The organism is Dysgonomonas sp. PF1-14, from assembly GCF_029892965.1.
Lineage (GTDB): Bacteria > Bacteroidota > Bacteroidia > Bacteroidales > Dysgonomonadaceae > Dysgonomonas.
Genome location: NZ_JARXWN010000007.1, coordinates 177,997 through 192,747 on the forward strand (window position 1 = coordinate 177,997; position 14,751 = coordinate 192,747).

The 14,751-nt window shown below is 40.6% G+C and carries 11 protein-coding genes; 8 read left to right on the plus strand and 3 right to left on the minus strand.

What is annotated here, in order from left to right:
• Nucleotides 1-64: 64 nt before the first annotated feature.
• A complete protein-coding gene (gene cobC, locus M2448_RS10550) occupies nucleotides 65-583 on the minus strand; it encodes an alpha-ribazole phosphatase (RefSeq protein WP_280646013.1) in 519 nt (172 codons plus the stop codon).
• A gap of 275 nt (nucleotides 584-858) precedes the next feature.
• On the opposite strand from cobC, the gene M2448_RS10555 reads away from it, so the two are divergent.
• From M2448_RS10555 to M2448_RS10585, 7 genes are all read left to right on the plus strand, one after another.
• Nucleotides 859-1,524 carry a phenylalanine--tRNA ligase beta subunit-related protein gene (locus M2448_RS10555; RefSeq protein WP_280646012.1) on the plus strand — a complete coding sequence of 222 codons (666 nt, stop codon included), beginning with the start codon at nucleotides 859-861 and terminating at the stop codon, nucleotides 1,522-1,524.
• A 1-nt stretch (nucleotide 1,525) separates the two neighbouring features.
• Nucleotides 1,526-2,656: a hypothetical protein gene (locus M2448_RS10560; protein ID WP_280646011.1), complete on the plus strand. Its 1,131-nt coding sequence runs from the start codon at nucleotides 1,526-1,528 to the stop codon at nucleotides 2,654-2,656.
• A complete protein-coding gene (locus M2448_RS10565) occupies nucleotides 2,653-4,107 on the plus strand; it encodes an NAD(P)H-hydrate dehydratase (protein WP_280646010.1) in 1,455 nt (484 codons plus the stop codon). Before M2448_RS10560 ends, M2448_RS10565 begins: the two co-directional genes overlap by 4 nt.
• Nucleotides 4,108-4,766: 659 nt before the next feature.
• Nucleotides 4,767-5,666, plus strand: a complete 900-nt coding sequence (locus M2448_RS10570; RefSeq protein ID WP_280646009.1) for an SPFH domain-containing protein — start codon at nucleotides 4,767-4,769, stop codon at nucleotides 5,664-5,666.
• A gap of 18 nt (nucleotides 5,667-5,684) precedes the next feature.
• A complete protein-coding gene (locus tag M2448_RS10575) occupies nucleotides 5,685-5,870 on the plus strand; it encodes an Arc family DNA-binding protein (protein ID WP_280646008.1) in 186 nt (61 codons plus the stop codon).
• Nucleotides 5,871-6,063: 193 nt separating this feature from the next.
• The gene (locus M2448_RS10580; protein WP_280646007.1) at nucleotides 6,064-8,556 is read left to right on the plus strand and encodes a hypothetical protein; all 2,493 of its coding nucleotides are present in this window, start codon (nucleotides 6,064-6,066) and stop codon (nucleotides 8,554-8,556) included.
• A 200-nt stretch (nucleotides 8,557-8,756) separates the two neighbouring features.
• Nucleotides 8,757-10,745, plus strand: coding sequence for a DUF4954 family protein (locus M2448_RS10585; RefSeq protein ID WP_280646006.1), 1,989 nt, complete (start codon nucleotides 8,757-8,759; stop codon nucleotides 10,743-10,745).
• Nucleotides 10,746-10,917: 172 nt separating this feature from the next.
• Here M2448_RS10585 and M2448_RS10590 read toward each other — a convergent pair whose 3' ends face one another.
• Entirely contained in the window at nucleotides 10,918-11,178 is a 261-nt protein-coding gene (locus tag M2448_RS10590; protein ID WP_280646005.1) for a type B 50S ribosomal protein L31, read from the minus strand.
• 184 nt (nucleotides 11,179-11,362) lie between these two features.
• On the opposite strand from M2448_RS10590, the gene M2448_RS10595 reads away from it, so the two are divergent.
• The gene (locus M2448_RS10595) at nucleotides 11,363-12,559 is read left to right on the plus strand and encodes a lactonase family protein (RefSeq protein WP_280646004.1); all 1,197 of its coding nucleotides are present in this window, start codon (nucleotides 11,363-11,365) and stop codon (nucleotides 12,557-12,559) included.
• 144 nt (nucleotides 12,560-12,703) lie between these two features.
• On the opposite strand, the gene M2448_RS10600 is transcribed toward M2448_RS10595, so the two are convergent.
• Entirely contained in the window at nucleotides 12,704-14,386 is a 1,683-nt protein-coding gene (locus tag M2448_RS10600) for a mechanosensitive ion channel family protein (RefSeq protein WP_280646003.1), read from the minus strand.
• Between the last annotated feature and the right edge of the window lie 365 nt (nucleotides 14,387-14,751).

The following is a 14,751-nucleotide window of genomic DNA, read 5'->3' on the forward strand; positions in this document are numbered from 1 at the left end:
TTTATCTATATAACAAATACTGATTGGCATAAATAATTATGATTACAGATTAATCAGATAGCGATTACACCAGATCAAATTCAAAAATCTCTCCATATTCCGCCATATTATCGAATGCACCGGATAGCTCGGCTTTACCAAAATATACGCGGAAGCAATTAATTACCCCACCATGTGCAAAAATAATAACGGATGAATAATCCTCTTCTTTCAGTTCATCGAGAAAAGAAGCTACTCTGTCGTACATCTGTCTGAACGATTCGCCATTAGGTGTAGGTGTATTCACCCAATCTTTTTCCCATTCTGCGATGTCCATTTTATCCCATTGCTTCATTTCCCAGTCGCCCATATACATTTCTTTCAGGCGGTCGTACAGCCTGATATCGGTATAACCACAATACTCGGCGAGGCATTTACTTCTGCTCAAAGGACTGGAAAATACGGCATCGTAGGGTATATCTTTCAGCTTTTGTTTTACTGCCTCCGCCTCTTCTTCAAAGGTATGTTTCAATGGCACATCGGTTTGTCCGTAACAAAGCCCCTCTACTCCTACCGCCGTATGGCGCACTATATATATTTTCATGTATGGTATCTGATTAAATATTGATTTCGGATAAAAACAAAGGTAAAAATAATATTGTACCTTTGAAAGCAGTGTATAAAATGAAGAGTTATTTATCTATAAGATATGTTCAGTTAACAGTTAACAACCAAAATAAGTATAACGATGAAACATGTAAAAAATGTGAGGTTTTAGTCAAAATTATCTCACGCAAAGACGCGAAGGCGCAAAGTAAAATACTTGTAACTCTTGTAAGGTTTTTGTTAAAAACGAAAAATATTGAATTGATTATAAATATGTTAAATGTAATAGTATCAGATGAAATAAAGAAAGCCTGCCCCGAATTTTCAGGTGCAGCGATATTAGCAAAAGTAAAAAACAGTCTGTACAACGAAGGCTTGTGGAAACAGATAGACGCTTTGGTGAAAGAATATAAAGCCGGACATGCAATAGAAGATATCAAAAACAATCGTGCGATCGCTGCCACACGCACTGCCTACAAACGGCTGGGGAAAGACCCCAACCGCTACCGCCCTTCATCGGAAGCGCTTTGCCGCCGCATTGTCAGGGGATTACCGCTATATCAAATAGATACGCTGGTTGACATGATTAATCTGGTTTCTATACGCACAGGTTATTCTATTGGCGGATTCGATGTCGACAAGATAGAAGGCGATACGCTTACACTGGGTGTAGGCATGGCAGATGAACCATACGATGCCATCGGACGGGGAATACTGAATATAGAAGGATTACCTGTCTACAGAGACGACTCAGGCGGCATAGGTACCCCAACCAGCGACCACGAACGCACCAAAATAGGAATAGAAACGACTAACTTTCTGGCTATAATAAACGGATATAGCGGAAAAGACGGATTGCTGGAAGCTGTAGAATATATGCAAAATTTATTAAGGGAATATGCAGATTCGGATGGCGGACAAATAATTTATTTTCAATAATATGGGAGCATTTTTCACGAATATCCAAATTAAGGTATCATCAGGTGGTACTGAATCTAGAGAACAGGTTATTGAATGTGTAAAGCAGATCAATATTGAGAAAGGTTACAAATCAGTAGATTCTGCAGAAAAAGCTGATAAATCCGTTATTATATCATCTGCCAATAATACATCATGGATAGCTGTATATGACGAAGATGTTGAATGTCAGAGTTTAGAAACATTAAATTCATTAGCTACGTCTCTATCAAGAAAACTAGATACTACAACGCTGAGTATTTTGGTAAACGATAGCGACTACGTCTACATCGGCTTAAACAAAAATGGAGCGACAGTCGATACTATTTCGAACCTGAATGAGAATATGGATATAGATTTCTCCAATAACCAACCGGATGAATGGAAAAATCTTATACTTGAGGATTCTTTTTCTTTTGATGAGTTAAAAAAAGCTTGGGAAGAGAGGGAGATATTCGTTGAATCGTTTCTGAACAGTTTTGCTAAACTATTCGATATATCACAACAGAATATAAGTGAAGGATACAATTATCTTTTAGAAAGCGAGCTGATAGCTGGAACTATACTACATTTTATAAAAGAAAAAAAGGAAGCATCAGAAAGGAAACCGATACCTGTATCTTTAAATATGCTCGCAAGAGAAGGTGATTTGAATTTCCGGTCAAATACAACAAATAAGGTTAGATGGATTATTACAAACTTTGGTGAAGCATCTCATGGCATTGATATAATGCTAACCGGAGAGAGCATAGAGAATAACTATATCCGTCCTAAATCGGCAAGAATCAAATCTTTTATAGATCACACAGATTTATATATATACAACGGTTCATTTATCGAAACCAAAACTCAGACAGGTGAAAAGATGTTCTATATAAGACTCGAAGAATTTGAAATTCCTAAAGGAGAAAAGCCTTCTTCCGAGATGAATAGGAAGGAGCAAGATCGCATCTATCAGCTGCTTTACAATATATCTATTGCTATTGAAATAGAGTTTGAAGAACTTGAAAAATGTGAAAGCAATTTGAGTTTCTTTGTCAGCCCTTTTCTTAACAGGCAAATAGGCACATATTATGAATCCTTATTGGTAAATAATGCAGCGGAAATGACATGAAAATACTGACGGGAAAAGACATAAAAGAAGCTGACCGATATACTATCGCGAATGAACCGATAAGCTCTATCGACCTGATGGAAAGAGCATCAGAAAGCATTGCCCAATGGATATGCCGTAATATAGATAAAGAATATTCCTTGCTGTTCTTTGTCGGAAAGGGGAATAATGGTGGTGACGGGCTGGCTGTTGCGCGCATATTATCACAGAAGGGCTACAAATGTTCGGTCTGCCTTGCCTACGCAAAGGAGCAACTATCGGAGGAATGCCTTACTAACCTGAAACGCCTGCCCGACAATGTAATATCCGGTAATACAAACAGTATAAGCAGTGACACCATTATCGTCGATGCCCTGCTGGGCACAGGTGTGAAAGGTGAAATCCAAGAACCTCTGGCAAGTATTGTACATACAATAAACAGCTTACCGAACAGCGTTATCTCCATCGACCTGCCATCAGGGATGATCAGCGAGTTCGGCAATGCTGAACAACTGATTGTCAAAGCTGATACAACCCTTACACTGCAATTTCCCAAACTGGCGATGCTTCTACCCGAAGCCGGAGAATACTGTGGCAATATAGAAATCCTACCCATCGGCTTGAGCCAAGAATATGTAGACAACACCCCTACCTTATATCACTATGTGACAGAAGATCTGATAAAAAGCATCGTTCTGAAACGTGATAAGTTCGCACACAAAGGAACATACGGTCACGCTCTGCTCATTTGCGGATCGAGGGGTATGGCGGGTGCGGCAATTTTGTCTACAGGCGCGGCGTTACGTTCGGGCTGTGGATTGGTCACCCTGCATATACCTGCCGATGAGCGTATGGCAGTACAAGCAACTTATCCGTCGGCAATGCTGAGCCTTGACAAGGATTTGTGTTTCTCGGAATTACCTTCCGATATTTCCAGATATACATCTGTCGGTATTGGCTGTGGACTGGGGCAGGCAGCACAGACTGTTGAAGCTTTCGGACAACTGCTACAAGCAACATCAAAGCCGATGGTTATAGATGCCGATGCTTTGAATATCCTGTCAGAGCATCCCGAACTAAAGAAATATATTCCGGAAGGCTCTATTCTCACCCCTCATCCGGGTGAATTGCAACGCCTTGTCGGAAAATGGGAAGACGAAGAGCAAAAAATAAGATTGGTCAGAAAACTGGCATCGAAACTGCAAACTGTTGTGATTGTAAAAGGTGCGCATACTATGGTCTGCCTGCCGGATGGCAATTGCTATTTCAACTCTACCGGGAATAGCGGTATGGCAAAGGGTGGAAGCGGCGATGTACTCACCGGATATATCACCGGACTACTCGCACGCGGATACAACGCCCCTCATGCTGCTATACTGGGTGTGTACAGGCATGGACAAGCGGGAGACAAAGCTGCTCTGAAGCATGGTATAGAGGGAATGAACAGCAGGGATATGATAGATGAATTGTGAATTATGCTAATAGTATTTGAGGTTGCATTAAATAAACGTTTGTTTATTAGTTACTAGTTACTTCGCCCTTTGGGCAGTTACAAGTTACAAGTAAAAACCCTTTATTTATCGTCCCCCAATCGTGCGTCAGCCTGCGCCGTTAGCTTTATGGGCGGGGTATCCATCGGGCGAAAAAAGCGTGAAACAAAAACGTGTTTGAGCTGAATTATCGGTTCGTATTATACAAATCTTAGAGCGAGTTTTTTGTTTAGCCTTTGAACCCTTTAACGGGTCGGCCTATGAAGCGGGGCGCTAAAGACTTTTTGATTCCTTTTGCGGCTTTGGGCAAAAGGAATGTAAGTAATCTGTGATTACGCGCAGAAAGAAATTGAACATATAATTTCAACTCCTGATTCGCATTATTTATATTTTTAGTTACCTCCACTTTTAAGTGGAGGAGATAAAATGTATGAGTACAAGTGGCTTTAGCCAAAATTATTTTGACTAAAGTCTTTTTGAAAAGTGTCTTATCCCACACCTTAAAAGGCGTGACAATTATCATTTTATTCTTTGTGTATTATCCGTTCTTTTTTTTGAAATAAATATGCTGTAAATATTGTTTTAATGAAAATTTATTTTCATATTTGTGATATCATTTTAATATCATGATTAAATCAAATATGAAAACACTTGAAAAGAAATTTGAAGGAACAAAGGTGTCAGGATTTCTGGCAATTTTTATCGGAGTTGTTATCATTGCATGCCTTGTCTTTATCATCTCTCTGGAGCAGGTATGGTCTATCGGTTTAGGTATAGTAGGTATCATTCTCGTTATACCCGCTGTATTCTACGGACTTTTGATGGTGGAGCCTAACGAAACCCGTGTTATGATCTTTTTCGGAAAATATAAAGGAACCCTTACCGACAACGGATTCTTTTGGGTAAATCCTTTCTACTCTACACGCCGTATTCCTATCCGCGCGCGCAATCTGGATATCGAACCTGTAAAGGTGAACGACAAGGTGGGTAATCCTATTATGATAGGTGCTGTACTTGTCTGGCGAGTGAAAGATACATACAAAGCTACTTTCGATATCGATTCGGCAGGACACAGTGTTATGATGGCTGCTTCCAGCTTTGTGAAAGTACAGAGCGATGCTGCACTGCGTCAGGTGGCGGGGATGTATGCCTATGACAATAATAACCATGAGACTGATTCCATTACCTTGCGTTCGGATGGCGATGAGGTGAGCCAGAAACTTGAGGACGAGTTGAACAACCGCCTTGCTATAGCCGGTATAGAAGTGATAGAAGCCCGCATCAATTATCTGGCCTATGCAGCCGAGATAGCCAGTGTGATGCTTCGCCGCCAACAGGCCGATGCGATTATTGCCGCGCGCGAGAAGATTGTCGAAGGTGCTGTGAGCATGGTGCAGTTGGCTCTCGATAAATTGCAAAAAGATGAAATTGTAGATCTGGATGAAGAGCGTAAAGCCGCTATGGTAAGCAATCTGCTGGTAGTGCTTTGCGCCGATGAAGCCGCACAGCCTATTGTGAATGCCGGAACGTTACATCATTAAAATTATTACCTTTACAGCGTGGCAAAGAAAGAATCTACCGTAAAAAGTTTCGTTCTGCGTGTCGATCAGGAAATGATGGATGCGATCGAGAAATGGGCTGCCGATGAATTTCGCAGTACCAACGGGCAGATACAGTATATTCTCGATCAGGCATTACGTAAAGCAGGACGTATCAAAAAGAACAAATCCGAAGAAATGAAATAGATAGAATGTTAATTAAGAAGCCGAACATAATAAAAGTTCGGCTTTTTTGTTATATATAAGATAATACATGTACAATGTGGGTTAAAAACATGTAAATTTATTATTTATTATGTTTATAAATAACTATCTTTGCACCGTTTTTTACTAAAGCAGGAACTTTACAATTCGAACATCGATAGAACAAAATTATTTTATGAAAAAGAGCATTAACAAACTAACTTTACCAATACGTATCATGTCTTTATTATCAGCTATTGTGATAATACTGATGGTTATGTCTTCGTGTAAGACTCAACGCTCCGTAAAGGAAATCAGGGCAGCTCGTGACGGGGTTGATTATATACCCGAAAAAGTGAAAATAAAAGTCTCTAAAACTACAGCTGATGCTATGACCAAGGAGCTTTTCATGCAATCGAAACGTCCGAATATAGAATTGCCTTATATCGAAGGAGGTGATATAAAAGGTGTTAGGACTGTATCGGAAGAGGTGACATTCACCAATTCGGAGGTTATACCCCGTTCAGGAACAGAAACCGGTAAAGAAACCAACCTTAGCGAAGTTCAGCACCTTAACGAGGTGGTGGTTACAGCTAAGTCTCGTTTTACGCCAGAGCAAAACGGACGTGTAAACGTAGACTTCGTCGTTAAAGTCCCTAAAGAAATACTATCTTCCAACTGGCGTGTAACAATGAATCCTATACTGTTGCACAACGACTCGGTAGTGCCGTTGAAGAGCGTGGTGCTCAAAGGACAGGATTTCTACAACAAGCAAAAACAGGACTATGCCGACTACGACGAGTATGTGAAATCGATAGTAGGTAAATCCGATTATGACAGCATATTCCTTGATCATAAGGGAGTAAGGGAAGATATCAACTTCCAGCAGAAATTCTACTATGGTCAGTACCATAAGGAATGGAGTCGTCAGTCAGACTATGAAGAATGGAAATCGAAAAAAGATGATGCAGAAGCTTTGGTTGCAGCCAAACAGGTAGGTTACGACCAGAAGACATATCACGAAAATGCCCGTAAAGCAAGAGTGAGAATAATGAAAGAACATGCTAAGGGCAAAGATACTACCGGACTGTTCAATAAATATATGAGAAGTGTAGCCAAGCCGGGAGACCTGAAGAAAGGTAAAATAAAAGTAGAGCAAAAAGACGATTATCGTATCGACTTTTATAAAGAATATTCACGCAGAGCCAGAGAACGTGTAATGGATGACTGGGCTAAAGGTAAAGATACCATCGGTGCCTATAACCGTTATATGAAAGGTTTCGACAAGAATATGAGGACAATGGTACTGGAAGGCGAAGATCTGCGTAAAGTGCCTGAAAGATTCCGCGACCTGTACAGATCGGGGCGTAAGATGGACGAAATAACAAATCAGTCGCTATCAGACAAAGACTCTATTGAAATAGCTCAACACCGTTATCTGTTTGAGGATATTGCCCTCAATGAAATGAAACAGGAAAGACGTGAAGATAAAAAAGAGGAAATGATCGTTTTCCCATACGAGTTGAATACGCGTCTTGATAGTGTTGTACAGTCCGACAGAGACTTTACATTCTACTACAAACAGGATTATCCTGTGTCGCCGGGTATGAAAAGGCTACGCCTGACAATGAGCAGCCGCGTTGACGCTGTAGACAGAAGCAGTTTTGCCCAGCCACAATCAGATACATTGTCATATTTCATCTCATCATTGTCGCAGTTGGTCGATACTTCTCTCATAGTGAAAACCACAACTCTACACCGCGATGTATATAACAGTATGGTTATATATCCTAAGTTTGCTGCCGGAAAAGCTGTGTTCAATGCCGGATATAGCGATAATAAGGCTCAAACTAATAAGGCTCTGGATACATACCGTACATTTACCGGAGAAGGTAAGTTGTTGATGGATAGTGTTGTACTGAGGGTTTCTACATCACTCGACGGTGAGTACGAAAAGAATATCGAACTGTCTAAAAAACGTGCAGAAGCACTTAAGGCATACTTTGTAAAAACATTGGGTGTAACAGAAGATATATTCAAAATACGTTACAGTGGCGAAGACTGGAATACAATGGCCAGACTGATCGTGAGACGTACAGATATGCCTAACAAGCCTCAGATACTGGATATGCTTACACAGGCTGTAAACCCTGACCAGTGCGAGGCTAGCATTAAGAAAGATTTTCCACAGGATTATAAGATCATCCGCGACTCTATCTATCCTATGCTCAACAAGGCCGACGTTATATTCAATATGACTCGTCCGGGCATGGCTGACGAAATCACAGTGAATAAAGAAGAGCGCCCTGAATATGCACAGGCACTTCAATATCTGCAAGACAGAGAGTACTGGAAAGCTTTGGATATATTGTCTAACTACCCTGACTACAATACGGCACTTTGCCTTGTATGTATGGGATACAATGCAAAAGCTCTTGACTTGCTCGAGAGTCTGAAACAAACAGGTAATACCGAATATCTGCTGGCGATACTGGCTATCCGTTCGGGTGACGATAACAAGGCGATAACACACTTGCTGAAAGCTTGTGAGCTGGATCCGTCGAAAGCATACCGTGCTCCGCTCGATCCGGAAGTAGCAGCATTTGTGAAAAAACACAAACTGCAAGATCAGTTAAATGCAGGTTCTGAAGCAGCTTCGCAAGTGACTGATGAAGAACTGAATCAGTAATCAGACACTGAAATATATAGATAGCCCCGCTCTCAACTAAAAGAGCGGGGCTATTTTTTATCTTTTAAAATGGTAGTTTTTTGAATGGTTTTTTTAATTTTGTCGACGACTTGCATCTTTTGATGACAGATACAACCTTAATTGAAATAATGTAGCAGCATTTTTATGCCTTATATGATTTAATCAATAAAATGTAGAAGATGAATTACAGATCCCTTACTTCTCAGGAGATAGATGTGTTAAAATTGCAGAATTGTACTGCTGACGATTGGAATAATATAACGGTGCATCCCGATTTCAAGCCTGATTATATCAAGCATGTGAATTTCTCGGGTACGATAAAACTGGGCGTTTTCGAAAAAGAATTTACATTACCCGGCGGTCTGAAAAAGCATACGGGAATAAATCATGCCTGCTTACACAACTGTGAATTGGGCGACAATGTGCTTATAGAAAGCATCCAGAACTATATAGCCAATTACCGTATAGGAAACAATGTGCGGATACAAAATATACACCACCTGTATGTCGATTGTGAATCATCGTTCGGTAACGGTGTCGAAGTTGCCGTATTGAACGAAACGGGTGGGAGAGAAGTGATGATCTACGATAAACTAAGCGCCCATTATGCTTATATACTGTCCTTCTATCGCCATCGTCCCGAACTGACTAAGAAATTGCAGAATATGGTGCAGGCATATGCACAGGAACAATCATCTTCTATAGGTACTATCGGCAACGATGTGACTATTGTAAATGCCGGAGCTATAAAGAATGTAAAGATAGGAGACTGTACCGTTATCGAAGGGGCACGCCACTTAGAGAACGGCAGCATCAACAGTAACGAACACGATCCTGTCCATATCGGATATAGCGTGATGGCTAACGATTTTATCATCTGCTCGGGCTCGCGTGTAGAGGACGGGACAATGCTTACACGCTGCTTTGTGGGACAATCCTGTCAGTTGGGACATACCTACTCGGCAGGCGATTCGCTGTTCTTTAGCAACTGTCAGGGTGAGAACGGAGAGGCCTGTGCGCTGTTTGCCGGTCCTTATACTGTGACGCACCACAAGTCCACTTTACTTATTGCGGGTATGTTCTCGTTTATGAATGCCGGTTCGGGCTCCAATCAGAGCAACCATATGTACAAGCTGGGGCCTATACATCAGGGAATCGTTGAGCGCGGAGGTAAGACCACCAGTGATTCGTATATACTGTGGCCGTCGCGTATCGGTGCATTTTCACTGATCATGGGGCGTCACTATCACAATACCGATACTTCTAATATGCCATTCTCGTACCTGATAGAGGATAAGAATGAAACCGTATTAGTGCCGGGCGTTAACCTTCGCAGTGTGGGTACTATCCGCGATGCGCAGAAATTTCCGAAGCGTGACAAGCGTAAAGACCCGAACAAGCTGGATCAGATAAACTTCAACTTGCTCAGTCCTTACACAGTGCAGAAAATGTTTAAGGCGATAGATATACTAAAAGATATGCTCGATACCTGCGGCGAAGCCAGTGACTTTTATTCATACAAAGGTTGTCGTATAAAGAATTCTTCGCTGAAGAAAGGGCTGAAACTGTACGATATAGCTATCAATAAGTTTTTGGGTAACTCCATTATCTCGCGTCTGACAGACTGTTCGTGTACGAGCGATGATGAAATAAGGCAATATCTGAAGCCCGATACATCGGTCGGACTATCGGTATGGAGTGATATAGGTGGCTTACTGGCTCCACGCTCGGAAATAGATCGTCTGATAGATGATATAGAATCGGGTAGAATAACCAAAGTAGATGAAATAAATGCTGTGTTCGAGAATCTTCATAAAGATTATTACTCGTTGGAATGGACGTGGGCATGGGACAAAATCCAGCAATATTACGGATTGTCTCTCGATACTATAACGGCAGCCGATGTGATCAATATTGTGAAACGCTGGCAGGAAGCTGTTGTCGGTCTCGACAAGATGATCTACGAAGATGCCCGTAAGGAGTTCTCTTTATCGTCTCAGACTGGTTTCGGTGTAGATGGAGACCGCTACCAGAAGCAGATCGACTTTGAGCAGGTACGCGGGGTGTTTGAAGAGAATGCCTTTGTAGAGGTTGTACTCAAACATATCGATACCAAAACCAAACTGGGTAACTCTATGGTAGAGCGATTGCAGAAGGCGATTGAATAAGCATTTCAAGATGTAGGGGCGTATTGTATACGCCCGAAGAAGAGATACAACAAACAGGCGTATGCGATACGCCCCTACATAATGCACAAAATGTCACACAATAAAAAAGTCCTGAATATTATTCAGGACTTTCCTATTTCTATTATCTCGATAAAAGCTTTATCGCTATAATTTATTTCTCAGTCTGAGTACGCTTAGCGTAACGGCTCATAAATTTATCAACACGTCCTGCAGTATCCACAAGTTTTTGTTTACCTGTATAGAATGGATGTGAAGAACTTGTGATTTCAAGCTTTACCAAAGGGTAAGTAACACCATCTATCTCGATAGTTTCCTTTGCATTGATAGTTGAACGTGAGATGAAAACCTCATCATTAGACATATCTTTGAAAGCAACCGGACGGTAATTTTCTGGATGTATATCTTTTTTCATTTTTATAGTGGTTTTTTAGTTATTTCTTATTTCAGCCGACAAAGATAGCTTTTTAATCCAATTAAAACAAAATATTCACTCGAATTTTATCTTCCAAAATCATGTTATTAAAAATTCTAAGCGGAATCTGATAAATTTTGCTTTCTTTTGTTTTCTGAAAATTCAATTATTAAAATAAGGAACTATGCGTAATTATTTTTTCTTAGCGGCTTTCATTGCGCTGGCAATGCTTTCTTGTAACGGTAAAAACAAAAATGCAGGGCAAACAGCCATCGATATGGCAGATACAACAAACGTAAATATGGAATCTATATCAGACAATAACAGTATGTATCTTCTGGTGGGCACATATACCGGAGGCGAGAGCGAGGGTATCTATGTATATCAGTTCGATACGGTATCGGGCTATTCCCAATATAAAAGTGTGGTAAAAATAAGCAATCCTTCATTTCTGGCTGTGAGCAAGGATGAGAAGTATGTATATGCCGTATCTGAGGACGGAAACAATGCCGGTGCTGCCAGTGCATTTGCTTTCGACAAGAAGGATGGTTCGCTGAAGTTAATAAACAGTCAGCTGACGGGTGGCGATGCTCCTTGTTATATTATTGTCGATGATGCCGGTAAACATGTTGTTACGGCTAACTATTCCGGCGGAAGTATAACTCTGTTCGATACTAAAGAAGACGGATCGCTCAATCCTGCTGCACAGGTTATAACCTTTCAGGGTAAAGGCGTCGATACAGAACGCCAGAAACAACCGCATTTACATTGTGTAAAATATTCTCCTGACGGAAAATACCTGTTTGCAGATGATTTGGGAACAGATAAAGTGCACAAATTTGATGTGAATAACGGTGCGCCGGGCAGCTACTTGAAAGTAGGTACACCTGCTGCATTTAAGGTTGCCGATGCTTCGGGGCCACGTCATCTTACCTTTCATCCGAACGGGAAATATGCTTACCTGATCAATGAACTTTCGGGGGCAGTCATCGGATTTGCATACGACAGTGCAACCGGAAACCTGACCGAGATGCAGTCTATACAGGCCGATACCTTGAATGCCAAAGGAAGCGCAGATATACACGTTTCGCCCGACGGGAAATTCCTGTATGCATCGAATCGCCTGAAAGGTGACGGGCTTGCAATATTTTCGGTAAACGAAGGTGATGGTAAACTAACCAAAGTCGGTTATCAGGAAACAGGAGTTCATCCGCGCAACTTTGTGATTACGCCTAATGGCAAATACCTGCTTGCTGCCAGTCGCGACAGCGATGTAATTCAGATTTTCCTGCGTAATCAGGAAACAGGGCTACTCGAAGATACATTCAGAGATATCAGATTGGATATGCCTGTGTGCCTGAAGTTTGCTTCATTAAAGTGATTGCTTACTTCGTTACAATAAGGGTATATGAGATTGTTATGAGTATTAGTTGCCTCCACTTTTAAGTGGAGGAGATAAGGAAATATTTATAAAACGACTTAAAAGTCGTGGCAACTGTAATGTTTTGTTCAAATATATAAGAGACTAAGAATGTTGATCCTCTTTGTGTGCACCATACGGAGGCCTTTCGTAAGGTTCCGGCATATTATATATTGTATTCACATTATAGTGCGAAGACCTGATTTCTATCCCCGCTTCATTAAACACATCCTGTATATTTTTGCGGAGGTCTGAATATATATCGTTCATCTTATTGGCATCCTTAGTGTAGACATTCAGTTGGTATTCTACATAAAAGTCGTTTAACGCAGTCTGCATAATGAAAGGCTTTTGTTTTCTGTTCAGATTCTCGGTTTTATATGCCACTTTCAGCAATAGCTCGTGTACCTGCCTCCATGGGACTTCATACCCTATAGTTACAGTCGAGAACAAAATTAGTCCATATTGATTGGCTGAGAATGTATAATTGACTGTTTTCGTATTCATTACACTCGAATTGGGAATCGTAATAATTTCATTCTTCGCCGTTCTTACACGCGTCACAAGAGCCGTTTTTTCAATAATTGTACCTGTGGTATCGTCCATCTTTACCCTGTCTCCCATCCGGAACGGCCTCATATATGTAATAACCAATCCTGCAATAAGGTTGCCTATTACACTAGTCGACCCCAGCGATATAATGAGCCCGACAAAAACAGAAACCCCCTGAAATACCTGAGAATCGGACTCGGGCAAATAAGGAAATATCAGTATAAATGTGAATACAAGTAATATTCCTGTAACAATATTATAAGTAGGTTTAGCCCAGTCGGGATAAAAACCCTTAAAAGTAATCTTGCCCTCTGTTATTTTATCGGTAATAGAGCGCAGGAATTTCTTGATATATCTAAATATGACTATAATAATAAGTATCGTAAACAGATTGGGCATATAGTTTTTTATACTGAGCCCTATCTTTTTCAGTGGAGCTACAATATAATCTATCAATTGGTCGGAAAGGCTCGTAGTATAAGGGAACAGCTTGAATATAAGTAGCAACCCGGCTCCCAAAGCTGTTGCTATAATAAGGAAACGAATAAGCCTGAGCAGTGCAAAAATAATCTGTACCTCTTTTTCCGCGTCTATAATACCCAGAAATCCTTTTATCTTTTTGTGCTGTAATTTCCTTACTACAATTCTGAGTCGTCTGTACAAATACTGGATCAGACGGATAAAGAAATACTCGGCGACTATGATCAATATAATTGTAAGTGCCTGTATGCCTTTTCTTTTCCAACTGTTATCGTATTGTTCTTTATCTATTGCACTGATGATGAGGTGCAGATACGATTGCGCGAGATCCGTTTTAGAACGTCCGTATATCTGAGCCTGCAACGTATCTATACTCACTATGATTCGGGGATGCTGATATCTACCATCCTCATACACAATGTTTATCTGGTCGTTAAACTCTTCCAGACGCAGCGAGTCGGGAGAATATAATACATACTCCTCCAATTGTTGAATTTTTTCATTGATGGCTGCAGCTCTTTGCTGTACAGTAAATGATCCGATACTACCGTGTATCAGAAACAAAGTATCTCTGAACGGTGCTACAGGCGCCCCTTGGCTCTGGTTCAGGGCTATCTGCGTGGAGTCCACTTTTGTCACTACAGGTTGCTTCTGTTTCGAACTTCGCCTTTGGGCAGAAATACCCAGAGAAACCAAACATAATAAAGCAATAAGTATAGTTTTATATAGTATCGGACAATATCTTTTTGTTCCCATTCCTGTTATACCAAAATTTTATAGTAAGGCAAATATAAACAAGTTTAATATATGTTAGTCTTTTTGATGAAAATAAAAATAATTTATCAGTAGAACTCTTGTAAATAAAGGGTATTTCATCACTTTCGGACTAGTTTGTCTGTATTTTCTTTGCCTACGGACAAGAAGTCTGTGTAAGCAAAAGAATTGCCTCCACTTTTAAGTGGAGGTATCAAAAGATTATACTAGATGGCTTTAGCCAAACTGTTTGACTAAAGTCCTTTTTCAAGTTACTTCCAACTGATATAGAGTTCAACAACTTTACTCCTTTTTTATCACTTTCCCCAAACTTTATCTATACCTAAAAAGTATAAACCAATAATTTT